Below are 24,099 nucleotides of genomic sequence, written 5' to 3' on the forward strand. Positions count from 1 at the left end.
GCGCATCAGTTGCGCCACTTTATTTCCCAAGGAGCCTCCATATGAAAACAGCCCATTGGACTGTTCAAGAAGATGTCTTATCAGGTTTAAGATCATTACCTGAAGACCTACAAAAAGATGTACCTATTTTGACGGTAAATCGCCAAGGGGCTAGCCCTGAATCTTATATGCGAACAGAGAATTACCTTGGATATGTGCAGCCTAACAAGATTTATCAATTACAACTTGATGGCATGTATGAAACCGAAGAACTTGCCGTTATGCCTTTACCTAGCCCTATTGCTCCCCCTAGAAGCAAGCTTACGGGTGACTGGCAAACAAAAGTCGACCTCACCATAGATGATGCCAATATCTTAGGCGGTAATGGACGATATTTATTAAACAAAGGTGAGAAGAGCCTTAACATTGCCATAGCGAAAGCGACGCCAGAGCATCTGGCTTATTATCATTCTCGTCTAGTAAAAATTGGCGACGCTATCCAGTTTAATGCCAGTGGCAACCTTCCTTTAACCGTCACTTCTGTTGGTAAAGATTATCCTCAAGACTATTTGCTTAAACCTGAGTTGGGTGGTGGTGCCTACCTTGAAGTCCATGATAGACCTCACTTTCATATGCCCTTAGATGAAACCTGTGGAGGCTATCTCATTATTGGAAAACGCAATGAAGAAGGCCTTGATGAAGTATCCGCCTTTCAGGTGCCATTTGGTTATGGGATTCACATGGCCCCTTGGGCGATTCACGCTGATGCCTATATTACGGGTCGCTTTATGGTGATTTACTCAGCCACACCAGAGTTCTCAACCGTTATCGTCAGACAGGAGAATGGAGAGCTGGCTAACATAGAATTTACCGCTTCCCCCTAATATCCAAAAAGTGGAGAAAGAGTGGAATCACCCTAATTCAACAATGGCTCCATTTTTTCTCCTTTATTTTTATTTATAAATATCACACTGATTAATAAAGTAACGACATAAGCTGCCGTTATATTCATTAAGACTAAAACACATTAAGTGTCCAACGGATGGAGTCGTCATAAAGAGCAGGTAGAGTGCCTGAAATGAAGAGAAGGTTTGAATATGCAAAATACACTAACATCACAAAAGCAAGCGACTCATATATGTAAAAGCAGAAGCGCGCTTATGTTTCTTATCTGTTGTGTTCTTCCATTTAGCTTCATTTACATAGGCTTTAGTGCCGTTTCAATTGAACAAGCAGCGCTTTGGCAAAATATGCAATACCACCTGATTTTAATTGGCTTTGCGAGCTTGGCATTTAATTATTGGATGTTACTGTTTAAGCCTAACTATATTCTGCAGCTATTGATTAAAGAGAGGTAGTTCAGGTTAGGGTTTTACTTATTAAAGTAAATCCAAAAAAAAGCAGCACAAACCCACTTAAAAAGCCTCCCAAGCTTGCCAAACCATTCTTAAAGCTAAAGCCGTTAATATTAAATTAAAGGTTAATTCAAAGCTTTTATCTGAAATATATTGCAATATTCTCAAGCCAATAAAGGTGCCAATAGCGCCACTTAATATCATGCATACCAGCAAAGGAAGCCATTCAAGTAACGGAAATCCAGCTTGATGAAACACAGAAATTTTTAATAGGTGTTGGCAGCTCATTGCGGCAGCAAAGGTGGCGACTGTGGTGAACTTACAGGTATGTAATTGCTTGATAAAAGCACCGACCAAGGGGCCAGATGCTCCTACAAACAAGGTAATAAAACTGGTGACCGCCGCTGCAATGCCTGTTCCTAAACTGCCTAAAATCAACTTAGGTAACTTGGGGCCCCAGCAAAGGTAAAGAATAAATATCGCAATAGTAAGATAAATCACGGCGGGTGAGAGACTCACTAGCAAGAGACTGCCCAACACAATACCTAATATTGCACCGGGTAAAAAACGTGTCATGAGGCGCCAATCAATATAGCGCCAACTCATTAATGCACGCCCACTATTTGAACCAAGCTGCACGACACCATGTAAAGGAATAATCACCTGAGGTGGCAATACCTGAGCCATCACCCCTAACATCATTACCCCTCCACCCGCACCAAATACTGCGGTAACAAATGAAGTAAAAGAAGCGATTAATATGAGAAAAATCGACAACTGAACTGACGCTGTCGCGCTAATAAGCTGCCCAAGAGAGTGAAAATGTGAAACAAGATCCATAGGTGTCCTAAAGCGATAAATTCAACTGAGTTTTACACTAACCCTGCGTCGATAATTTGACCTTGTTCAGCTAACAAACGACTCACAGTGATGGCATCTTGCTGCATATCGGCACTGCCTAAGCGGACATAAGTGCCTTTAAGCGGGTCTGATTTAATATAAATGGGTTTTTGAGATGGCGCCGCTTTTGGAACCAAAATATGTATAATATTTTTACCCGCAATGGTAACGACTTTTATCCAGTTTTTAGGAATGAGATTCGCATTAGTGACCGTTTTATTATTTAGCCCTTGCCATAATTCATCGATTACTTTTTCAGTATTTTCAATACCAGCAAGTTGATAACTTTCGTCTTCTAGCTCTTTCAACCCAAGTAAGATGTCGCCACCTTCTGTGTTAGCAAACGCACTGTAGCTTTCCCAAATATCATCGGGTAATTGCCCTTTGCCGTCTCTTCCTTGAGCAAGTTTGCATTCCACTTCAGAGGACTCCCTAAGCTTGGCAATATCATCTAATGTTACAATGCTAACCATTCATAACTCCTGATGGTTTATTTATAAAAGTCCTTATCTAAACCATATTTTCTCATTTTATCGTATAGGGTTTTCCTTGGTAGCCCTAAAGCATCCATAGTCCCTTTGATTGAGCCTTTCTGGTGAGTTAATTCTTGTTCTAAAAGTGTTTTCTCAAACCTTTCCACCTGCTCAGGCAAGGTCATGACACCAGGGTTATGCTCATTGGTCGTAATAATTTGATCAAATTCAAAGGTGCAAGTCTCCCCCATCAGTACATACCTTTCAGCCAGATTTCGCAACTCTCTCACATTGCCAGGCCACTCATAACTAATCAGGCTATGCATGCGCGAGGCCGTCACGGGTTCAGACTCACGCTTATATTGGGCAGTTGCCACCAAACAAAAATGCTGCCATAAAAGAGGGATATCTTCTGTTCTATCCCTCAGGCTTGGAATATCCACTCTCACGACATTTAGGCGATAATAAAGGTCCTGTCGAAACACCCCGGTTTCACTTAATTCTTTTAAGTCCACCTTGGTGGCCGCAAGAATTCTCAGATCAAGATCGATACCTTTGTTAGAACCAAGACGTTCAACCTTACGCTCCTCTAGCACCCTTAATAAACGCACCTGCATGGACATGGGCATGCTTTCTATTTCATCTAAAAAGAGTGTGCCACCATTTGAGTGCTCCAATTTACCAATACGCTGGGTTTTAGCATCAGTAAAAGCCCCTTTTTCATGGCCAAACAGTTCACTTTCCATGATGGACTCTGGTACCGCTCCACAGTTGATAGCAACAAAAGGCTTTCCCTGACGACCGCTATGCTCATGTATATAACGGGCCACCAGCTCTTTACCTGTACCTGTTTCACCATTAATAAGTATGTCTGCCGCTGTATCTGCCACATGAATCAGAGTTTGTCGCAGACGGTTAACGCCTGACGTATTGCCAATAATACGAGGTCCTGGCGCATTTTGCGCTTGCAACTCTTGCCTCAGACGGCGGTTCTCTAGGGTGAGTTTACGCTTTTCCATGGCGTGGCGAATCACATCTAAAAAATCGTCATTTGAAAAAGGCTTTGCAATGAAGTCATAGGCCCCATCACGCATCGCACTTACCGCCATACTGATATCGCCATGGCCGGTAATAAAGATAACGGGGATACTGTCATCGACCTGTTTAACTAACTCAAACAAGTCCAAACCATTTAACCCAGGAAGGTTAATGTCACAAACAATAACGCCGGGCCAGTCCACTGAGAGCGCTTCAATCACCCCCTTGCTATTGGCATATTCAAGCACCTCAAATAACTCAAGCTCTAATGTTTGTGAAATAGCAGATCGCACCATTGCTTCGTCATCAATTAATAACACTGTACCTGAACTGCTCATGCCTAGCTTATCCCCTTAATGAATGATACTGCCTTTAACGTCACACTAAATTCGGCGCCTATATTAACATCTTTGTGGCCCACTGAATGCGGACGCTGGGTAATGTTACAGGCACTTATTCTGCCACCCATAGACTCAACAATTCGTTGACTGATTGATAAACCTAAGCCTAAACCAACCCCATCTGCCTTGGAGGTAAAAAAGGGTTCAAATAAGGATGCCAGCACTTGATCATCCATACCATTACCAGTATCACGTACTTTAATTGTTAACCATGAGGCAGATTTGCCTTTATCACTATCAAGGGCTTCAATGACCAACTCAATGCGGTTTTGAGTATGCTCAGACTCCATGATGGCATCGATTGCATTTGCAATCAGATTAACCAAGACTTGTTCTAACAAGACCACATCACCCATTACTTTTTCTTCACCTATATCAGGCAAAATACACTCAATCTCACATTCTTTAAGACGCTGCATCATAATGGTCATGGCCCCTTGCAACACAGTATCTAACGAGACAGCTGAATGCTGAAACTTACCTTTACGCGCAAAAACCTTAAACCGTGAAATAATGTCTGACATATGACTACAAAGGCCAACTATCTTGCTCAAATTCCCCTTAGCTTGAGGAATATTCTCTCGCTCTATAAAAGTCAGTCCATTTTCAGCAAAAGCACGCATTGCTGTTAAAGGCTGATTTAGTTCATGGTTAATGCCCGCACTTAATTGCCCCAACACAGCCAACTTTGCCGTTTGTATCAACTCTTGTTGGGTTTCCTTATGGTGTTGAATTTCATCCCTCAACCTTTGGTTAGCAAGCTCTAGTTCAGAGGTACGTTCAACAACCCTATGCTCAAGGGCATTTCGTGCCAGCATTAGCTCCTGCTCATACTGCTTTCTTTCTGTCATATCATGGAAAGTCACGAGATATTTAAGGCTATTGGGCAAGTTCATCTTACACAGGGTCATTTCAACCGGAACCTGCTTAAAGTCATGAACACCTTCATCGCTATAAAGGTTTAGCACGCCTTCTGAAGCGGTCACATTAAGAGGCCCTGAGACATTGTCAAATAAAGGTTGAGTTTGCCGCCCAGGTTCACCTGAAAATGGTTGATACAAATGATGAAAAGGCACTCCAATTAAGTCTGTTAAAGAGTGACCTATCAGTGTTTCCATCGCAGGATTATAGGATTCTACTTTTTGCTCTGCGTCTAAGGTAATAAGGCCAGCTTGAGTGTTGTTAATAATTTCACGGATATAAGCTTGATTATGTCGGCTCATTTCCAATGCTTGTGAGCGCTCACTTAGCATTCGACGCCTTAATCTTGCGGTAATTAACACCAAAATCAAGATCATTAAGCAGGCCATAAATATGGTACGCCAAAGAGCAATCTCTTCTTCAATTAGGGTTATTGGAATCAATAAATCAACTTTAAAGCCTAACGAGTAGATTGAACTTGAAAGATGTAAATAACTGATTCTATCGATTTTCTCCTCACCTTTTAGGGTCTCTTTTACATCTAATAGCTGTAGTAAGTCTGAGTCATCATCAAACGCTTCTTCGGCAACAATAGGTAGTTTTTCAAATGCTTGGGTTTTATATCGACGACTCTCAACAATACGCTGAAGCTCTTCATGGGATAGCTGATTAATGGTTTTATATAGCCATTCTTTACGTGAACTACTAAAGACAATGCCATCAGGATCTAGTAGCAAAAAGTTAAATTTATTGTTCTTCAAGCGAGACTCAAACTGACTCAAATCCACTTTTACAACAGCGACTCCAATAATACTTTGCTTACTTTTTACTGGGTATGAAAAGTAATATCCACGCCTATTCGTTGTGGTACCTAAAGCATAATAGCGACCTGATAAGCCAGCCATTGCCTGTTTAAAATACGGCCGAAAAGAAAAGTCTTTACCAATAAAACTGGTGTCTTGATCAAAGTTAGAGGCTGCAATAGTGACGCCTGTGGGCGCAATAATATAACTCTCGGAAGCCTCTGTAATACGACTTATTTGCGCCAATTCAGCATTAAGTTGTTGAATATCTAGGGGGCTTCTCTGTTCAAGCACTCGAATGACACGACTGTTGCTTGCCAGTAATGTTGGCATATGTTGATACTTTTCAATCGCACTAACAATTACCTTGGTTAATTGTGCTAATTCAGCACTGGAAGACTGCTTTAAGTTTTCAATTTGCTTCTGCTTTAATACCTCACCACCCTTCCACATAAGGACTAAACTGAGGAAAAAAAGAACAAAATATAACCAGCGCAATAAGGTAAATTTTGAATTTTTATGATTGAGGTAGGACATAAATAGACAACTCGATTAGATTCATGTTCAACTAAACGCTTATATTAAAACTTAGCGCTCTTTTTTATATTGTGATTGTATAGCCATTAACCCTAAAACAAATTTCACACTTAGCTAATAGAGAAAACATGCATAGTAAGAGTTTTCATTGTATCTCAATTCAACAACTTGAGACTGTTTTAACAGGCCTAGAGCAGCCTGATTTAATACAGTTTTATGCGAATACAGATATTATCGAAACAAGAGACTGGGTTAACCTTTTAACTCACTATTGCCCAAATGCTTGTCGTATTGGCATGTCCAGTGAAAAACAGATTTTCAACGGTCAACCTCAAACTAAAGGGGTGACTTTGATTTGCAGCTATTTTAACGCAACAACACTGATTCACAATTGCGCCCCTATTGGTAAAGACCAACTTAATCAATCTTGTCACACCTTATTTGAGCCTGTAAATGAACATAAGGGTGAAGCCATTCCCGCAGGGATAGTTTTAGCCGATGACTTATCCATCAGCTCCTCAAGCCTTTTTAGCCAAGTAAATACCCATAAAACTAAATTTTGTGGCGGCCTTTCTGGTCTTCATAGTAGCAATCAGACTTGGGTACTGTATCAAGATCAATTATTGCAAGAACACGCCGTACTAGTGGCTTTTGCTTCTGACAAGCTTGTTATTGAAAATGATGCTTTTGTTGATAGCATAGATATCGGCAAAAAAATGCGGGTGACCGCTATGCAAGATAATATTCTACAGCAAATTGATCACCTGCCAGCCCAACAAGTTTTTAATCGTTATCTTGGTAATGGCTCAAGTACCGATATTAAGGTGATGAACCTCTTTGCACTAAAATACAAAACAAGCCATAAAGAAACCCATTCAGTGCCTTTAAGTTTCGCTGAGAATGGTGGCATTATTATGAGTGAACCTCTACCCGTAGGGGCTCAAATAAAGTTCGTCTATTTCCACCCTTGGCCCTCTTTGCAGGGCTCACTGGAAAAGTTGAACCTATTATATCAGCACCCACCTGAAAGCATTTTTACCTTTAACTGCATCAGTCGTGATCAGGATCCAATACTTAACGAAAACAGCAAACTCAAGTTACTGTCACAAGTTCAAGAACTGAATGGCACCTACTGTTATGGGGAGTTTTTTACATCCGACACCAGCACCAAAAGCTTACAACATGCCCTAACTTATATCGGGTTAAGCGAAACACCTAATGAAGTTAGGCAAAAACAAGGCAGTATCAAAGCACAAGCCAGCGACGACTCTTTAAGCGCTATCTTTAATTTGATGAACAATGTTTTTAATGATCTGTCACAAGAAAGAGATGCATTAATCCATTTATCAAAACACACAGACAGTGATTCAAATGATTGGTTATATGATCCTCAAACAGGTCTTATGAATCGCTTTGCATTATTAAGCCGTCTACAGTCCGCAGAAGAGAATGACCATAAAACGCATCTCACTCTCTTTAGGATTCGTAACTTTCGCCTCATTAACGAACAATATGGCTATGATGTTGCCGATGATTTATTAGCCCAGCTTTCCCTCTATTTAAAAAATCGCATGGGCGACACCTTCTTATCACTCGACTTTTCATGTTATCGGGTATCCGCCAATGAAGTCGCCGTACTTCTACAAACAGATATGCCGCCGCGAAAAGTAAATAAGTTTATGGAAAAGCTCAGTGAAGATGTAGAGAGCAGCCCTTTTTTCACCACTAGCCAAGCAACAGACGAAATCAGTATCAGCTTATCAGTCGGTCTTGCCTCTATTTTTAGCAGTACAGGCAACTTACTTTGTAAAAAAGAGCATCTGTTAATAAAAGCAAATGAGGCAAGAAGACAGGCCCATGAAACCAACCATCTGACTTTTTGGAACGGGGACTTGGATCTTGTTGATCAGCAAAAAGACAATTTAAATTGGATTGTTAAAATCAAGCAAGCCTTAGATGAGGGCAATATTTTCCCCTATATTCAGCCCTATTTTGACGCTAAAACAGGCAAGTGCGTTGGAGGAGAAGCCCTAATTCGAGCCAAGATTGATAATGAAATCATCGGACCAGCAAGCTTTCTTGACTTGATTAAACAAACCCAACTTTATCCCAAATTAACCATTAAGGTTTTAGAAACTTGTGGTCAGTTGCTTAGAAGAGACCCAAATAGCCATCTTGCACTTAACCTTTCGGTAATGGACTTTAAACACGTCAGCACTTTAAAGGCACTCAGGCAATTCTTTAGAGAAAATGATGTTAAAGGTCGACTAATTTTAGAAATTACAGAATCTGAAAGTATTCATGATTATCAATGGATTACCTCCATTGTCTCTGAGTTTAGAGAAGCGGGCGCCTTACTGGCTATCGATGATTTTGGCTCAGGTTATTCTAATCTGGAAAAGTTGATTGAGCTTCAGCCCGATGTTTTAAAGCTTGATGGCAGTATCATACGCACCATAGATGTCGACCCTAAACTACAAATTCTAGTGCGACATATTAATAGCCTAGCTCACTCACTTGGCATAAAAACACAGGCAGAATTTGTACATAACCAAGCGGTGCAAGATATATTGGTAGATATGGGAGTTGATTATTTACAAGGCTTCCATTTAAGCAAGCCGATTTCGATACAAGCTTGGAATCAGTATTCTACTGATTCCCTTATTAAACCCTAAATCAACAATGAAATTTACACTCTCTGCTTAGCAAAAGGCATGACCATTTCAATGTCATCCACTTGGTTAAGCGCCATAAGTAGCCTATCAACTCCTAGCGCCACACCCGCACAGTTGGGTAATCCAGATTCCAGTGCCGCAAGTAAGTTTTTATCTAACGCCCTAACCTCTTTTCCTTGAGCTGACCTTAAGGCATTATCTTTTTCAAAACGACGAGCCTGCTCTATAGGATCCGTTAGCTCATGATACCCATTCGCTAATTCCATTCCACGCCAATATAACTCAAAACGTTTTGCTGTTTCATGTCCTTCAAAGCTGTGTTTAATTTTTGCTAGCGCAGCTTGGGAGGCGGGGTAACTGTGAATAAAACAGGGTCGATCTTGACCTATTTTTGGTTCAATCAGATTGCTAAAAAGCACATCGAGTAAGATATCTTTATCTGTTTCTTCTTGGCCGTAACCTGAGGTTTCTACCGCGAGGGTTTGCAATTCATTTAAGGTGACATTAAAGGGGTCAATATCAGCATAAGTTAAAAACGCTTCTTGATAACTTTTGTAGTCACACCTAAGGCTCGGATCTTGACTGACATTAATTAAAAATTCTTCCACCTCTGCCATTAGCTGCCAATCATCAAGTCCAACTCGATACCATTCAAGCATAGTAAACTCTATGCTATGTTGTTTGCTCTGCTCTTCCTTTCTAAAGGCTTTTGAAACTTGATAAATACAACCTGAACCTGACGCTAATAACCGTTTCATGGCGAATTCAGGAGAAGTCTGTAAATAATAAGTGTGCTCCAGGCCTAGGCATTTTGCTTGGGTAGATAAGACTTCAATATAAGGATCACTGATAGAGGATAAGGACAAAACTTGGGTATCTGCTTCCATTATGTCTCTTTGCCAGAAAAACTCTCGTATATCACGCAGCAGTTTTGCTCTAACTTGTAACATTTGCATATTGGCACTAGGCTGCCAAAGAGTAGGCTGAGACATAAAGACACTTCTTAAATAAGCTATTAGGAGTGTCAAAAATTATAACATCTATTTTTTAATCATCGAAAACAAAAACTTATGAGGCTTAAGTTTATACAAAAGAGATAAGGCTAGCTTGTTAGCCTATGAATTTATAGAAATTCACATTCTTATAGCTGCAAAAATTGAATAATCCTTTATACTGAAGTTGCACAGCGACAAATTGTGCATTGAAAAGCACATAGGGTCGATGGCCTATTGACCGCTCTATGCTTTTCCCCCCAGCGAAGCTCTGGTTAATTCAGAGCTTTGCTTTTTTATTTAAAAATTAGACGCATCTTAGGAGTAGCTTGGTTCACATGATGCGTTGACACCCTGTTAACATCATTAAATCGATTGACAGGGGAATACTAAAACAAGGCTAACTAAGCTTGTTTTATCGTCTAAGAAAAGTAAGGTTAGTTAACTTACTTTTATGCAAACAAGTCGGGTAAATAAAGTTTGCGAATAACAAATTTTCAGCAAGAATTTATCCAGTAAGTCGTGAATATAATAAATTTTGCTGATGGACCATAAACTACTTGAGCAACGATCAAGTAAATAAAAACAGTGAGGTTTAACCATCCAAAATAATTTTAATAGGCACGCCTTCAGAGACAGCAAGCATAAGGCTAAATAAGCCAAGCTTGATAGCGTTTTAAAAGATATGGCCATGCCAAACAAAGTTGAAAAAACGAAAGAACAATACTAGATGTGTATTGTTTTAAAAGGCGATTAAAAAAGATCGTCTATCACCTAAATAAGTTATCAATCACGATGTATTAATAGATAGGGATGCATTGCTGAACTACTAAATTAAACATCCAGAACGAGTGTTTATACACTCGTTCTTTTTGTCTGTTACTAAGGTAAAAATATCTTATTTACCTGTTGCACGAGAAACATATTCACCCGTACGTGTATCTACTCTTAGCACTTCACCGATATTGATAAATAATGGGACACGAACCATAGCACCCGTTGTTAAATAAGCAGGTTTAGAGCCACCATTGGCAGTATCACCTTTAAGGCCTGGATCAGTTTCCGTTACTTCAAGCTCAATAAAGTTTGGTGGCGTAATCGCCAAAGGCGCGCCGTTATAAAGAGTAACGACATACTTTTCTTGTTCTTTCAGCCACTTAACATTCTCACCTACCGCAGTTTGATCGGCAGCATGCTGCTCAAAAGAACCATCTGTCGCCATGAAGTGCCAGAACTCACCATCTGTGTATAGATATTCCATATCAGTATCCATCACATCAGCAGAATCTAAAGAGTCACCTGATTTAAAGGTACGCTCCCAAACGCGCCCTGACTTAAGGTTACGTAACTTTAAGCGGTTAAAAGCTTGGCCTTTACCAGGCTTAACATGTTCATTATCTAAAACAGCACATGGATCGCCATCAACCATGACTTTAGTACCGCTACGCATATCACTGGCAGAAATTCCCATTAGGTTCTCTTCTCTCTATTACCCAGCTGTTACTGCTGGCAGTTAATATTAAGATGGGCCACCTTAGCAAAACGAAAGGCACCACATACAAGTTGATGGCGATTATACATTAGATAACAGGCTATAGATAACCCTAGGTTTACTCCTATAAATGAGATAAGCAATAGATAAATCAGCCTCTTTCATCTAGCAATTCTAACTTCTGCTTGCCTCTTTACTCTTACTACGGGGATAATTCCGCCATCTAACCAAGAAGCAATGCTTAATTATGTTTAACTCATCCAATCTTGTTACTAATAAGATCCCTGCCACCTCAATCACCAACGATAATGATTGGCTATTAGAAATTAAACATGCAATTAAAGACCTAGATACGCTAGCAAAAAAATTAAACCTTAATCTTACTTCTGTATTAACCGGTAAGCATGCACACAAGGCATTTCAGCTTATGGTGCCAATGCCCTATTTGGAGCGCATTGAAAAAGGGAATTTAAATGACCCCCTATTACGTCAAATACTGCCCATTGATGAAGAGATGAAACAAGTTAAAGGCTATGTCACTGACCCATTAGCAGAACTTGATCACAACCCTAAAAAAGCATTAGTTCATAAATACAGCAGCCGTATATTGGTTATTACTTCAGGTAGTTGTGCTATTAATTGTCGCTACTGCTTTCGTCGCCATTTCCCATATGCAAACAATCATTTAGCTCCTGCAGAATGGGATTCCTTATTGAGTTACATTCAAACTCACCCTCAAATAAATGAAGTGATATTAAGTGGCGGCGATCCATTAATGATGAAAGACAAACAGTTAAGTCAGCTCATCTCACGTTTAGAGGCACTCCCTCAATTAAAACGTTTGCGCATCCACACTCGTCTCCCTATTGTCATTCCTTCTAGAATCAATAATGAATTACTCAATTGGGCTTCTCAAACTCGCCTAAAAGTTATCATGGTTTTACACATCAACCATGCAAATGAAATTGATGGTAAGGTAATCGAAGCCTGCTCTAAGCTAGCAAAAATAGGGGTCAGACTATTAAATCAAGGCGTGATACTAAAAAATGTCAATGATACAGCAGAGGCCCAAATCGCACTCAGTGAAGCCTTATTTGATGCAGATATCCTACCTTATTATATGTTCACTTTAGACCCTGTCGAAGGGGCATCTCATTTTGATATCACCATTGATCAAGCCCAACAATTGATGGGCCAAGTTGCGGCAAACCTACCTGGCTATCTCGTGCCAAAATTAGCCAAAGAGATTCCAGGAAAAACGGCTAAAACCCTGTTTGCACCAACCTTAGCTAATTCGAATTAGACTGTTTGTATTTCACATACCAAAAACGAATGAACACTTATCAGCAACATGAATTTTAATTATTTTAAACATCACAAATATCTATTATCAAACACCACAACATTAATGCTATTAATACTTATAACAGAACGAAATTAATTAAGTAGAAGTGGTGGCTAGAATGAATTCAGGTGAACAAACACGTCGTGAAGTAATGGGTGATGCTTTTGTCGATAAAGCAATGAATCAAAGCAATTTGTTCACTGAAGATATGCAGAGCTATATCAATGAACATTGCTGGGGCAGTGTGTGGCAAAGCAACGCGATTAATCGTAAAACGAGAAGTTTGTTGACCTTGTCTTGTTTAGTCGCCTTAAAAGCACCAGAAGAACTTAAAGGTCACATTCGTGGCGCAATTAATAATGGCTGTACCCTAATCGAAATTAAAGAAGCCCTACTACACACAGGTGTGTATTGTGGCGCACCTGCGTTGCAACAGGCATTTCGTGCGGCTAACGAAGTCTTGACCGAAATGGACTTGATTCCAAAAGACATGACTAATCATGATTCGCCATAAACTCACGCTTTAGCATTCTTAAAAAGCACTTGTTAACATCTTACAAACAAGTGCTTTTTTTATGTCTTAACAAAAACCAGTTAAAAGATATTAAAGTGAACAACAGGTTAGCACTTACTCACTATTTTAATAAGAACTCTATTGGAATTCTGCTAATAAAGTTCTGACCTGAGGCTAGGTGTGTTGGCGCAGGGAAAGGTGCCGCTCTTTTTACAGCTTTCAATGTTGCCCTATCTAAACGCTTTAACCCTGAGCTTTTTAATATCTTCACTTCGACTAAATCACCTTTATGTGAAATCGTCACTTGTACCAAGACTAAACCTGTTTCGTTTCGTTTCTTAGATGCCCTAGGGTAAACTTTTTTACTGGCAATTTTAGCCTTTACGAGACTGCCATAAGAAACATCACCTTTAGCCCCCCTGCCACCCCCTGCGGCAAAACTATTACTACTGATTCCTGTAGTCATCTTACTTTGAGTCAAACTGGCGTTGCCATCTGGACTCGTATCTAACAGCGGGTTTTGCGTTTGACTTGTACTGACCTCTGACTTCTCTTCTGGTTCTGGCTCTGGCTCTGGCTCTGGCTCTGGCTCTGGCTCTGGCTCTGGCTCTGGCTCTGGCTCTGGCTCTGGCTCTGGTTCTGGTTCTGGCTCTGGTTCTGGTTCTGGTTCTGGTTCTGGTTCTGGTTCTGGTTCTGGTTCTGGTTCTGGTTCTGGTTCTGGTTCTGGTTCTGGTTCTGGCTCTGGCTCTGGCTCTGGCTCTGGCTCTGGCTCTGGCTCTGGCTCTGGCTCTGGCTCTGGCTCTGGCTCTGGCTCTGGTTCTGGTTCTGGCTCTGGTTTAACTTCCACTTGTGCAAGCTGGATCACCTCACTCACACTTGGAATTTCATTTTCAAGTTGCGAATTAATGTCTGCCTTTGGCTGAAGCTCTTTAGGTTGAGTTTCAATTAGACTGGTTTCAGCTTTGGCAAGACTTGTTACTTCGCTTTCACCTAAATCACCCAACATGCCAATATCGATTAAAACCCCCACCTCACCGGCCGCTTGAACACCTTGTGTGGTCGGCCTCAAAATAAGCGCCAAGATTAAAACATGGCAGATTAAAGCAAAAAAAGAGGCACTGAAAATATGTTTCCATGTCATCATCTTTACACTAACCAGCCTGCTTCAGTTTAGTTACAAGGTAAACTCGCGTTAATCCAGCTAACTCAACTTGTTTAAATACTTGCTGTAAACGAACCACGGGTAAATCTTGATCCGCACTAATCTGCACTAAAAAGTCATCCTGAGATTGAGATTCAAGGTACAGCTGCTTTAGACGTTTAGATAATGCTTCTTGATTTAATTCTTCCCCATTTAGGAAGATACCAAGTTCTGTACTCACAAGAATTTTAGCAGGGGATTCAGCTTGTTTGATTTCGCTTAAAGAGTCTGGCGGGGTAATAGGTACAGCATCTGTCGCACGTATCTGGCCTGCTACCATGAAGAAAATCAACATGAGAAAAACCACATTAATCAGGGGGACCAGATTATCGTCTGAGTTTTTTTTGTCCGTATCAAGGCGGTTGAATTTCACGCTAATGTCCTTTTAACGCGGCAGCAATGGACACATATTTCGCGCCAGCCAAGGTTAATTGATCCAGTAAGCCGACCAAGATGCCTGTTTCTATTTCAGGCTTCGCTTTAATCAAAAAGACTACATCAGGGTTTTCCGTGACTAACACTTTAAGACTGGCTCGGTCAGACATGAAGAAGTCTTTATTACCCGCAACAAAGTGACCCTTGTTATCCAAAATTTCTAAACGCATTACATCGGTTTGTGATTGGCCACTTGCCGTTGGCATAGACACATTGATTTGTCGCCATGGTATAAAGCTCGACGACAACATAAAAAAAAGCAGAAGAATAAATACCACATCAATCAAAGGGGTAAGACTAATGGCTTGACGACGTTTTGAATGAGACTGATTAAGCCGCACAATCTTGCTCTGGCATGATTTCAGGCTGTTCAAGTAGGTTAAGTTTGGCTTCCTCTATTTCACCTTTATGGGTAAAGACTTGAGTCACAGAGTCACTCATGAGAAAAATAATACGTTCAACCTTACGCTCAAACAAAGCATGCATAGCCACAACAGGAATAGCAACGGCCAGACCAACTGCAGTGGTTAATAATGCTTGCCAAATACCACCAGATAAAACAGAAGGATCAACCTGACTTCCTGCTGATTCCATATTTTGAAAGGCCACTATCATACCCAATACAGTCCCTAACAAACCTAGTAATGGACTCAGTGTGGCGACCACTTCCAACGGTCTTAAATAGGCTTTTAGTGCTTGGATTTTTTCATCTGCTAGACGCTCTATTTCCTCTTTAACTAAGGCTAAATCATAGTCACTCTTAGACAACTCAGTCATAGCATAAGCCACAACATCGGAAACAGGACGCTTAGTTTTTAGTGACTCGATAGCCTGCTCTGGATGAACTTTCCGCCAATGAGACAAGGCCAACTTTACATCTTTGTTCGACTCGGCCCTAAGACTAACAAACTGCCAGCTTTTTAGAAAAATGATAGTTAATGCAAAAGCAGAAAAAAGACAAAGAATCCAAACAACAGGCCCACCTGTTTGAAGAAAATCGATCACTGGCGTTAACGCTTCATGTTGAAGCAGAATTTGAAAGCTAGCTAAGGACTCATTTAACAAAGATCCGCCTGCTTCAGGAGCGACTTCATTTACATTTTGTATCACTGATTCTGTGGTATTAGCAGGTATTTCAGACACACTAGCTGTCATATCAGATTGTGGTTCGGACTCTAGAACTGAATCAGCCATACTTAAGGGTTCCATTATGATAACAATTACGCAAACGATAACCGTTATCACCTAGATTTGCAATATCAAATATACAAGATGAAAGCAAAGAAAACATAACCCTATATTTTATAAGTCATTTTTAATGAGGCGCACTCAGTTATCTAAAGGGAAACAAAGAGCGTTTTTTATTTTCCAACTGCAAATGTGAAGATTTATATCTTTTAGAAAAATCCACTATAAATCGAACATTTAATTCCATTACAATATGAAGATAATGTGCAATTATTAAGTTTTGTTACAAAAACTTAACAGTTAGCTTTCAAATGAGGTTAGCTAAAGTGTTAATACCTATGGTTATTTAGCCGATAATTACATTTAATAACAGTATGTAAGTTTATTTGCATTGCCAAATTTCAGCTAAAAAAGCAAAGATACATAATAACCAAGGCAAAAGAGTAGACTTTTATTATATTTAAACTTAACCCGAAGACGTAAATACCATAAAAATTAACCCCCTACTCTCGATTCATAGGATTAAAAAACGAGATGGTAATAAGGAGATTTACATTCGTTGGGGCGTTTCAAAATACGTTAAATGAGAACTTATGATTTTAGTGAAAACACTATTTTTAGCCTTCATCTTTATTGTTAGCAGCCTTTCTCAAGCTGATGAGACAGAGATGCCTGACTCCCTCAAAGATTCCAGAGAGAGAGTTAACCAAGCCAGCCAACTTGCTAGCCAATATTGGCAAGGACCTACTTCAGGCCCTAAAGCCATCCCGGATAAAGATATTATTTTTGTCGCTGCAGATCTTAGAAATGACAGTATTAAAAGTTTAGCCCACGGAGTTATTGATGCGATTGATAGCATTGGATGGAATGTGCGGTTTCTTGACGGTTATGGCTCAGAGAATGGTCAAGCGAGCATGTTAACAAAAGCCATTTCCAGCAAACCGGATGGCATAATCTTAGGTGGTGTTGATACGCAACAACGCCAAGCACTTTTAGAAGCAGCAAATAAGCTTAATATTCCAATTGTCGGTTGGCACATTGGCGATGAAGCAGGCGCTGATAATGAAAATATTTTTTATAATGTTTCAACAGAGCCCGTTGAAGTAGCAGAATTAGCCGCCCACTACGCCATCATTGACGGAAACGGCCAATCAAATATTGTCGTTTTTACCGATACTAGCTTTAGCATTGCTAAAACTAAGTCCGATGCCATTATCAGCACAATAGAAGATTATTGTGCCAGCTGTAATATTTTATCTATTGAGGATATGCCGATTGCTGAAATTCCTCAGCAAATGCCAAGAACCATTGGACGCTTGATAAAAGAGTACAATAATAAGATTACCCACTTCATTGTCATTAACGACCTTTATATCGATTACGCTCTTCCCTCTTTATTATCATCTAAATTATCTGCTCAATACCTACCAAGAAGTATCTCAGCGGGTGATGGCAGTAAAGCAGCGTATAAGAGGATAAGCACAAATACATTGCAAATAGCGACAGTCCCTGAGCCTTTAACCTTGCAAGGTTGGCAAATCGTAGATGAGCTAAATAGAGCTTTTAACCACGCACAACCAAGTGGCTATATTGAAAAAGCTCAAATAATTAATCGTCAAAATATCAAAAAGCATGTAGATAAAAGCAACAATTATGATCCTGACCAGCAATATCGCAAAGCATATTTGCAGCTTTGGCACTAAGGCTTACGATTTATGAATACACCTAAAATTACGCTTGGTTTTAGATTTATCACCTCAGCAATGGTGATACTCGCACTACTATGTTCGCTTGGCTTTTATGTCATTAATTCTTTAGCAAATATTCAAGGAATTATTGATTACCAATCCAATCAGCACATTAATAAACTCGCCATTAACTCATCCGTTAGCCGTGAAATGTTTTTACTGTCTAACCGAGTACAACTGCTTGAACAATCACTGCTTTATGACAAAGAAATTTTAAATAAGGAAGGGGTGTTTATTGAGCAAAAACTGAACGAAATTCGAGCCCTATCTGACTCTACAAATTTCTCTCAATTAACGGATGTTTTTATAAGAAACTTTCACAGGTTTATTGATAACTCATTATCTTTAAACCAAATTCTAAGAGAGTTAAAAGCAGCAGATAAAGAATTATTAAACATACTAGAAGCGCTAGATTTATCTGTTAGTCAAAATCACCTACAACAAGTACTTAAGCATGAGAGCACGCATGTGCCCAACCCTGATGATAGTTTTCATACCAGCAACAATGTTCTTGAAGGTGCCATTACACGGTTAAAGGTCACCTATCTCACTATAGGTAAATTGACAGCAACAATACGTAGCCGCATTACTCCTGATACTGAAGAAGTGCTGATTATTGAAATTGAAAATCAGCTTGATATCTTTGAACTTCATTTATCTAACTTAAATGGCTTATATTCTCCTATCATAGAAAACAAATTAAAAACTAGGCAAAGCCTAGAAGAATACCGAGAAATTCTTAGCAAGCTTCAAAATAAACTCGCTCAACGCTGGCGCATTTTATCTTCCTTAGCAAAATCAGAAAATGAACTACTAGCTCAGGTCGAGAAAACAGAAGGCAGTGTTAAATTCAGTGCTATCCTATTAAAAAATCAGCTAAAAACTGAAATCCAAACACTAAGACTGGAAGTTATTTACTTTGCAGGCTTCATTCTCATTTTTAGTGGCATCATATTTGTTCGCCAAATACACAAACATATCAAGACACCAATCAAAACCATCATTACTCGATTCAATGAGGTTGAAGCCGATCAGTTTAACCAGGTAATTCAACTCAAACGAAATGATGAGTGGAACACGATAGAAAAAGCCTTCAATAAGATGAGTAAGCGCTTGGATGAAACTTATCAAGAGCTTCAAGCAGAAAGAATAAAGCTTAATCATTTAGCTCATCACGATGTACTTACAGGCTTGGCAAACCGTCTGCAAATCTACCAAGACATAGAGCATTGCATCAATAAGGCCAAACAAGATAAAGGTAAATTCGGCTTACTTTTCTTAGATGTCGACCAGTTTAAAAATGTTAATGACAACCTAGGCCATGCCATGGGCGATCAATTGCTTAAACAAATCGCCAAACGTTTACGAGAAACTGTCGCATCTGATGGCATCGTTGCCCGTCTTGGGGGGGATGAATTCATGATTATTTACCCTGATGAAGACCACCTAGGAACACTACAAGACAGAGCCGAAGAACTAAATGACATTTTAAATCAGCCATTTGAGCTTAATATGACGAGCGTGTTAGCAGGTAGTAGCATAGGGGTTTGTCTCTATCCTCAACATGGCGACACACTTGAAACCTTGGTCAGTAATGCTGACGTAGCCATGTATCACTCAAAACGTAAAGGACCAAATGCCTATAGCGTTTATGAAAGTAAAATGTCATCCGATGCACATAAGCTACTGCAATTAAGCGCTGGCCTGCGCAAAGCAATGGATAAAAATGAATTCTTTATTCAATATCAGCCGCAATACGATATTAGCACCAATGAGATAACTGGCGCCGAAGCCCTTATCCGGTGGGAACACCCTGAAATGGGCCTCATCCAACCAGATAACTTTTTACCCATTGCTGAAAAAACGGGCATAATTACTGATATTGATACTTGGGTTTTTAAACATGTAACCCAACAAATTAGCCAATGGAAAGAGCAAGGCGTTGAACTCAAAGGTAAAGAGTTTTCAATTAATTTCTCTGCTCGTAAGTTTTTAAGCCCCCACCTAGCAGAAGAACTCAGTCATATTTTACAAGAGAGTAACTGTCCGTCTAACTGCATCATTATTGAGATTACAGAGCAAGATCTAATCACTAATCTGGAATTATGCTCAGAGGCTATTGTTGAGTTGCAATACCATGGATTTAAGGTGGCGATAGATGACTTTGGCGTGGGATATTCTTCATTAAATTATTTGAAAAATTTACCTGCTCAGTGCTTGAAAATAGATAAATCCTTTGTAGCAGACCTTGATGCAGATGACTCTAATTCAGGTTCCGCCATCATTAGCGCCATCATAAACCTTGCCAACAATATGTCGCTCACCGTCATTGCAGAGGGCATTGAAAATGAGCGCCAACAAAAGATGCTGATTCAACAGGACTGTTCAAGGGGGCAAGGTTATCATTTGAGCTACCCAATTTCAGCCAGCGAACTAAGCGAGCTAATGGGAAATAATGTAAAAAGCGCTTGAAAAAGTGCTTAACATGCCACATATAGTCTAAGGTCGGTGGATTATTTGATATAAATCAACAATCCACTCACCTTACTCAGCCTTAATAGAGAGTTGAAATTTGCTTTATTAGTGGCGTTTTACGGGATTAATATTGGCGACTTTTATGCACTCAGTTTCTTTCCTATCTGATATCACCCCTAAGCTTCCTGCAGCGTCACAAGCGAATGATCTCGCTTGTCTTAAGCTTTCGGGAGCAGATACCGTCAAGTTTTTACAAGGTCAAACAAGCTGTGACTTTAGCGCCTTATCCCAAACGCAAGGGTTACAAGGTGCTGTCTGCAATATAAAAGGCCGTGTGATTGCTAACTTCTATGCGCTACAACAAGCTGATGATATTTTATTAATATTGGCCTCTGACCTTGTTGAAACACTGCAATCTCATTTAAAAAAATATGCGGTATTTTTTAAGACAGCACTGGTAAATGCAACTCAAGACTATCAAATTGAGTATATTTTCAGCCAAGACAAATTAATACCGCAAGAGGATTTTCCCTATCCATGCCAGGAATTAGAACATAATCACTCTCTCATACAGATTTGTGAGGCTAATGTTAATCAATATCTCAGTATTCGCCCAACGCAATCCTCTAGAGCCTTAGGTCTTCCAGATCTAAATGATGAACTAATAGGTTTAAACTTAATTTCTGGGCATGCCATCATCAACAAAGAAACCAGCGAAAAGTTTATCCCGCAGATGCTGAATATGCAGTTTACTCATGGGGTTAATTTCAAAAAGGGATGCTATACAGGGCAAGAAATTGTGGCTCGCATGCAATATCGCGGTAACCTAAAAAAGCATCTATATCTATTTAGCGCAGCAAATACATTGGATATTCCAGTGTTAGCTAAACTGACTAATCAAGATGGAAAAGAAGTAGCTGAGGTCATCACGAGCAGCAAACTTGGAAAGGCTTACCTAATCTATGCCATTGTTGGGGATGAGTCGGCTCAAACCCAACTGTTTTGGCAAGATACGCCTCTCACATTAGAACCGCTTCCTTACGCTTAACCTGTATACAAACCGCTAGAACAGGGATAATGTCTGTCCCTGTTGTGGCGTTTGTGTCGGAATCAGCCAGTCTATCTCTGTTTTACCCTGTTGCTTCAAATAATGATTAGCAAGAGAGAAATGCTGGCAGCCAAAAAAGCCACGATAAACGGATAATGGGGAGGGATGAACAGCCTCCAGCACCAGATGTTTATCTCGATCGATGGCCTTGCCCTTTTTCTGAGCATAACTTCCCCAAAGCATAAAAACTAAGCCCTCATGCTCCTGACTTAGCAATTCAACCACTTTATCGGTAAAAGTTTCCCAGCCTTTTTTCTGATGCGAATTTGGTTTAGACCGCTCAACAGTCATCACACTATTTAATAAAAGCACGCCCTGTTGCGCCCAGGCCTGCAAATTACCATGATCAGCAATGGGGATATTAAGATCCTGATTAAGCTCTTTATACATATTCATTAAAGAAGGGGGAATTTTTACCCCAGGCTTTACCGAGAAAGATAAACCATGGGCTTGACCCGGCCCGTGATAAGGATCTTGACCAAGAATAACCACCTTCACCTGATCAAAATCAGTTAACTTAAATGCACTAAAACACTCTTCTTCTTGAGGAAATACTTCAATGCCTTTTGCTCTTTGCTGAGCGATAAAGCTCAGTAACTTTTGCATATACCCAGCATCTAATTCAGATGCGAGTTTGGCCTGCCATTTTGCTGCCAATTGCATAATCAAACCTACTAAAACAACTAAAACGAATAAAACCTTATGACTGAGCTTGGTTAATCTGCTCAATATCCGACAAGACTTCCTGCTTAAAAGCATGATAACACTGTATCGCTTCCACATCCTGAGCGGTTGTTAGATGCTTTAGTAACAGCCAAGCCATTTCTCTCATTTTATAAAGCAATTGATAATTGATTAAATCATTTTTGAGCTGGTTCGCATCAAGAGAAGCATCATAATGCTTTAAGAAAAGCACTTGTTGATCATGATTTAAATTGTGTGAAGAGAATATAAGAGCAATATCAAAAAGAGCATCCCCTAAACCCGCATACTCCCAATCAATCACCCAAAAATGCAAATCATCTGCTAAACAGTTTTTAGGATTGATATCGTTATGGCACATAACAGGGTCATAAGCAGAGATATTTTCAAGGTAAGAAAATGACAATTCTTCTAAAAAATCCACTTCTTGTCGTAATAAACTATCTTTTGATAACTTTTTTTTGCAATTTAAAAGATAGGTCAATAGCACTTTTTTAAGGTCATAATGCTTTTGATTAGAAGGCATTTCATGAATCAAGCGAGTTGTTTTTGCTAAGCGTAAAACATCAAAATCCTGATGATTAACCTGCCATTCAAATGGCTTTTGCGAGACAAACTGGCTCACCATCAATCCCGTTTTTTCCTCAAAATAAAGACAAGAAGGTGAAATAACCGCTTCTTGAGCCTTAGTTAAGGCAATTTTTTCAGAAATTCGAGATATTTGAAAATCGTCAGCATCAAGGCCAGGTACGCGTAACACCCACCTAGCTTGTCCTTGCCATGACAAGCAATAAGCCTTATTTGAGTAGCCACCCTCAAGAACATCAATGCTAAGTTCAGCTGCAGGCGGAATAAGATGTTTAATTTTATCTAAATGTTCTAATAATGTTGTCATTTTCAATCATTTTATTGCCAGATTTAGATACGGCTGTCAGAATGACTAATAGTCGTATCTGAGTCAATAGACAGGCCTAAACAGAGCAATGAATAAACACGAAGACATAATTCGTAAAATCCAGGAAAAACTGGACACCTTAAGTAAATCTGAACGCAAAGTTGCAGAAGCAATTTTATCAGATCCTAAATCGACCATTCACTCCAGTATTGCAAAACTGGCTGCGCGAGCAGAAGTGAGTGAGCCTACTGTAAACCGTTTCTGTCGAAGCTTAATCGGTAGTGGTTTCCCTGACTTTAAAGTCGCATTAGCACAAAGTTTGGCAACAGGTACACCTTATGTGAACCTAAACGTTGAGCCAGACGATGCACCAGGGGCGGTGACTAATAAAATTTTCGAAGCTGCGAAAAGCAATCTAACACGTGCTCAAGAACTTTTGCCGCCCTCGCTAATTAGCCGAGCGGTAGATATTCTAGCTCAAGCACGTCGCATTGAATTCTATGGGTTAGGTGCATCAGGTCCTGTAGCGCAAGACGCTCACCATAAGTTTTTCAGATTAAACATGCCAGTTGTCGCCTACATAGATATTTTGGTGCAACGTATGGCAGCAGCAGGAACTCACCCAGGGGATGCTGTCGTCGTTATTTCTTATACCGGTCGTACTTTACCTCTGATCGAAACCGCGCGCGTTGCTCGTGAAGCTGGGGCAACAGTAATAGGATTAACTAACCCGAACTCACCTTTGACTGAGCACTGCTCCATTGTATTGCCAATTGAAGAAACTGAAGATACGGATATTTATACTCCGATGAGTTCTCGCATTGTCTATCTCACCTTGATAGACGCACTTGCAACGGGTGTATTACTAAAACGTGGACCAGAGTTTAACGCTCACCTACGTAAGTTAAAATCTAGCGTAAAG

21 protein-coding genes are annotated in these 24,099 nt (G+C 39.9%); 9 read left to right on the top strand and 12 right to left on the bottom strand.

What is annotated here, in order from left to right; all coding sequences use genetic code 11:
* Positions 1-41 precede the first annotated feature (41 nt).
* Positions 42-863, top strand: coding sequence for a hypothetical protein (locus MED121_RS06055; protein ID WP_009832748.1), 822 nt, complete (start codon positions 42-44; stop codon positions 861-863).
* Positions 864-1,076: 213 nt separating this feature from the next.
* Positions 1,077-1,337 (top strand): hypothetical protein, encoded by a 261-nt coding sequence (locus MED121_RS06060; RefSeq protein WP_009832749.1) that lies wholly within the window; start codon positions 1,077-1,079, stop codon positions 1,335-1,337.
* A gap of 57 nt (positions 1,338-1,394) precedes the next feature.
* On the opposite strand, the gene MED121_RS06065 is transcribed toward MED121_RS06060, so the two are convergent.
* The 4 genes from MED121_RS06065 to MED121_RS06080 are packed head-to-tail and all read right to left on the bottom strand — an operon-like array spanning position 1,395 to position 6,323.
* Positions 1,395-2,174, bottom strand: coding sequence for a sulfite exporter TauE/SafE family protein (locus MED121_RS06065; protein ID WP_009832750.1), 780 nt, complete (start codon positions 2,172-2,174; stop codon positions 1,395-1,397).
* 32 nt (positions 2,175-2,206) lie between these two features.
* Positions 2,207-2,707: an ATP-binding protein gene (locus MED121_RS06070; RefSeq protein WP_009832751.1), complete on the bottom strand. Its 501-nt coding sequence runs from the start codon at positions 2,705-2,707 to the stop codon at positions 2,207-2,209.
* A 17-nt stretch (positions 2,708-2,724) separates the two neighbouring features.
* Positions 2,725-4,083, bottom strand: coding sequence for a sigma-54 dependent transcriptional regulator (locus MED121_RS06075; RefSeq protein WP_009832752.1), 1,359 nt, complete (start codon positions 4,081-4,083; stop codon positions 2,725-2,727).
* A 2-nt stretch (positions 4,084-4,085) separates the two neighbouring features.
* A complete protein-coding gene (locus MED121_RS06080; protein ID WP_009832753.1) occupies positions 4,086-6,323 on the bottom strand; it encodes an ATP-binding protein in 2,238 nt (745 codons plus the stop codon).
* Positions 6,324-6,535: 212 nt separating this feature from the next.
* Here MED121_RS06080 and MED121_RS06085 point away from each other — a divergent pair, with 212 nt between their 5' ends.
* Positions 6,536-9,082: an EAL domain-containing protein gene (locus MED121_RS06085; protein WP_009832754.1), complete on the top strand. Its 2,547-nt coding sequence runs from the start codon at positions 6,536-6,538 to the stop codon at positions 9,080-9,082.
* 14 nt (positions 9,083-9,096) lie between these two features.
* On the opposite strand, the gene epmA is transcribed toward MED121_RS06085, so the two are convergent.
* Together epmA and efp are read right to left on the bottom strand one after the other, a co-directional pair.
* Positions 9,097-10,074, bottom strand: coding sequence for an EF-P lysine aminoacylase EpmA (gene epmA, locus MED121_RS06090; protein WP_009832755.1), 978 nt, complete (start codon positions 10,072-10,074; stop codon positions 9,097-9,099).
* Positions 10,075-10,972: 898 nt separating this feature from the next.
* Entirely contained in the window at positions 10,973-11,545 is a 573-nt protein-coding gene (gene efp / locus MED121_RS06095) for an elongation factor P (RefSeq protein ID WP_009832756.1), read from the bottom strand.
* Between the two features lie 268 nt (positions 11,546-11,813).
* Here efp and epmB point away from each other — a divergent pair, with 268 nt between their 5' ends.
* Positions 11,814-12,869 carry an EF-P beta-lysylation protein EpmB gene (gene epmB / locus MED121_RS06100; RefSeq protein WP_009832757.1) on the top strand — a complete coding sequence of 352 codons (1,056 nt, stop codon included), beginning with the start codon at positions 11,814-11,816 and terminating at the stop codon, positions 12,867-12,869.
* A 160-nt stretch (positions 12,870-13,029) separates the two neighbouring features.
* Positions 13,030-13,425: a carboxymuconolactone decarboxylase family protein gene (locus MED121_RS06105; protein ID WP_009832758.1), complete on the top strand. Its 396-nt coding sequence runs from the start codon at positions 13,030-13,032 to the stop codon at positions 13,423-13,425.
* A gap of 121 nt (positions 13,426-13,546) precedes the next feature.
* On the opposite strand, the gene MED121_RS06110 is transcribed toward MED121_RS06105, so the two are convergent.
* The 4 genes from MED121_RS06110 to MED121_RS06125 are packed head-to-tail and all read right to left on the bottom strand — an operon-like array spanning position 13,547 to position 16,255.
* Positions 13,547-14,569 (bottom strand): energy transducer TonB, encoded by a 1,023-nt coding sequence (locus tag MED121_RS06110; RefSeq protein ID WP_009832759.1) that lies wholly within the window; start codon positions 14,567-14,569, stop codon positions 13,547-13,549.
* 7 nt (positions 14,570-14,576) lie between these two features.
* A complete protein-coding gene (locus tag MED121_RS23625) occupies positions 14,577-14,999 on the bottom strand; it encodes a biopolymer transporter ExbD (RefSeq protein ID WP_009832760.1) in 423 nt (140 codons plus the stop codon).
* 1 nt (position 15,000) lies between these two features.
* Positions 15,001-15,402, bottom strand: a complete 402-nt coding sequence (locus tag MED121_RS06120) for a biopolymer transporter ExbD (RefSeq protein WP_009832761.1) — start codon at positions 15,400-15,402, stop codon at positions 15,001-15,003.
* Entirely contained in the window at positions 15,392-16,255 is an 864-nt protein-coding gene (locus MED121_RS06125; RefSeq protein WP_242603180.1) for a MotA/TolQ/ExbB proton channel family protein, read from the bottom strand. The genes MED121_RS06120 and MED121_RS06125 overlap by 11 nt, the downstream gene beginning before the upstream one ends.
* A gap of 587 nt (positions 16,256-16,842) precedes the next feature.
* Between MED121_RS06125 and MED121_RS06130 the strand changes: the two genes are divergently transcribed.
* The 3 genes from MED121_RS06130 to MED121_RS06140 all read left to right on the top strand — a co-directional run bounded on the left by MED121_RS06130 (position 16,843) and on the right by MED121_RS06140 (position 21,520).
* Positions 16,843-17,952, top strand: a complete 1,110-nt coding sequence (locus MED121_RS06130; RefSeq protein ID WP_009832763.1) for a substrate-binding domain-containing protein — start codon at positions 16,843-16,845, stop codon at positions 17,950-17,952.
* Between the two features lie 12 nt (positions 17,953-17,964).
* Complete coding sequence (locus tag MED121_RS06135; RefSeq protein WP_009832764.1) at positions 17,965-20,469, top strand: EAL domain-containing protein; 2,505 nt, start codon at positions 17,965-17,967, stop codon at positions 20,467-20,469.
* Positions 20,470-20,614: 145 nt separating this feature from the next.
* A complete protein-coding gene (locus tag MED121_RS06140) occupies positions 20,615-21,520 on the top strand; it encodes a folate-binding protein YgfZ (RefSeq protein ID WP_009832765.1) in 906 nt (301 codons plus the stop codon).
* Between the two features lie 15 nt (positions 21,521-21,535).
* On the opposite strand, the gene ung is transcribed toward MED121_RS06140, so the two are convergent.
* Entirely contained in the window at positions 21,536-22,243 is a 708-nt protein-coding gene (ung, locus tag MED121_RS06145) for a uracil-DNA glycosylase (protein ID WP_009832766.1), read from the bottom strand.
* A 37-nt stretch (positions 22,244-22,280) separates the two neighbouring features.
* Positions 22,281-23,177 carry a choline kinase family protein gene (locus tag MED121_RS06150; protein WP_009832767.1) on the bottom strand — a complete coding sequence of 299 codons (897 nt, stop codon included), beginning with the start codon at positions 23,175-23,177 and terminating at the stop codon, positions 22,281-22,283.
* Positions 23,178-23,265: 88 nt separating this feature from the next.
* On the opposite strand from MED121_RS06150, the gene hexR reads away from it, so the two are divergent.
* The coding region (hexR, locus tag MED121_RS06155; RefSeq protein ID WP_009832768.1) for a transcriptional regulator HexR at positions 23,266-24,099 on the top strand (834 nt) is incomplete at its 3' end.

Source organism: Marinomonas sp. MED121 (genome assembly GCF_000153025.1).
In the GTDB taxonomy this organism is placed as follows: Bacteria; Pseudomonadota; Gammaproteobacteria; order Pseudomonadales; family Marinomonadaceae; genus Marinomonas.

What these genes read in the sequence shown, in the direction of transcription:
- MED121_RS06055 (WP_009832748.1), top strand. Translation starts at nt 42, where the DNA reads ATGAAAACAGCCCATTGGACTGTTCAAGAAGATGTCTTATCAGGTTTA.
- MED121_RS06060 (WP_009832749.1), top strand. Translation starts at nt 1,077, where the DNA reads ATGCAAAATACACTAACATCACAAAAGCAAGCGACTCATATATGTAAA.
- MED121_RS06065 (WP_009832750.1), bottom strand. Translation starts at nt 2,174, where the DNA reads ATGGATCTTGTTTCACATTTTCACTCTCTTGGGCAGCTTATTAGCGCG.
- MED121_RS06070 (WP_009832751.1), bottom strand. Translation starts at nt 2,707, where the DNA reads ATGGTTAGCATTGTAACATTAGATGATATTGCCAAGCTTAGGGAGTCC.
- MED121_RS06075 (WP_009832752.1), bottom strand. Translation starts at nt 4,083, where the DNA reads ATGAGCAGTTCAGGTACAGTGTTATTAATTGATGACGAAGCAATGGTG.
- MED121_RS06080 (WP_009832753.1), bottom strand. Translation starts at nt 6,323, where the DNA reads ATGTGGAAGGGTGGTGAGGTATTAAAGCAGAAGCAAATTGAAAACTTA.
- MED121_RS06085 (WP_009832754.1), top strand. Translation starts at nt 6,536, where the DNA reads ATGCATAGTAAGAGTTTTCATTGTATCTCAATTCAACAACTTGAGACT.
- epmA (WP_009832755.1), bottom strand. Translation starts at nt 10,074, where the DNA reads ATGTCTCAGCCTACTCTTTGGCAGCCTAGTGCCAATATGCAAATGTTA.
- efp (WP_009832756.1), bottom strand. Translation starts at nt 11,545, where the DNA reads ATGGGAATTTCTGCCAGTGATATGCGTAGCGGTACTAAAGTCATGGTT.
- epmB (WP_009832757.1), top strand. Translation starts at nt 11,814, where the DNA reads ATGTTTAACTCATCCAATCTTGTTACTAATAAGATCCCTGCCACCTCA.
- MED121_RS06105 (WP_009832758.1), top strand. Translation starts at nt 13,030, where the DNA reads ATGAATTCAGGTGAACAAACACGTCGTGAAGTAATGGGTGATGCTTTT.
- MED121_RS06110 (WP_009832759.1), bottom strand. Translation starts at nt 14,569, where the DNA reads ATGATGACATGGAAACATATTTTCAGTGCCTCTTTTTTTGCTTTAATC.
- MED121_RS06125 (WP_242603180.1), bottom strand. Translation starts at nt 16,255, where the DNA reads ATGGCTGATTCAGTTCTAGAGTCCGAACCACAATCTGATATGACAGCT.
- MED121_RS06130 (WP_009832763.1), top strand. Translation starts at nt 16,843, where the DNA reads ATGATTTTAGTGAAAACACTATTTTTAGCCTTCATCTTTATTGTTAGC.
- MED121_RS06135 (WP_009832764.1), top strand. Translation starts at nt 17,965, where the DNA reads ATGAATACACCTAAAATTACGCTTGGTTTTAGATTTATCACCTCAGCA.
- MED121_RS06140 (WP_009832765.1), top strand. Translation starts at nt 20,615, where the DNA reads ATGCACTCAGTTTCTTTCCTATCTGATATCACCCCTAAGCTTCCTGCA.
- ung (WP_009832766.1), bottom strand. Translation starts at nt 22,243, where the DNA reads ATGCAATTGGCAGCAAAATGGCAGGCCAAACTCGCATCTGAATTAGAT.
- MED121_RS06150 (WP_009832767.1), bottom strand. Translation starts at nt 23,177, where the DNA reads ATGACAACATTATTAGAACATTTAGATAAAATTAAACATCTTATTCCG.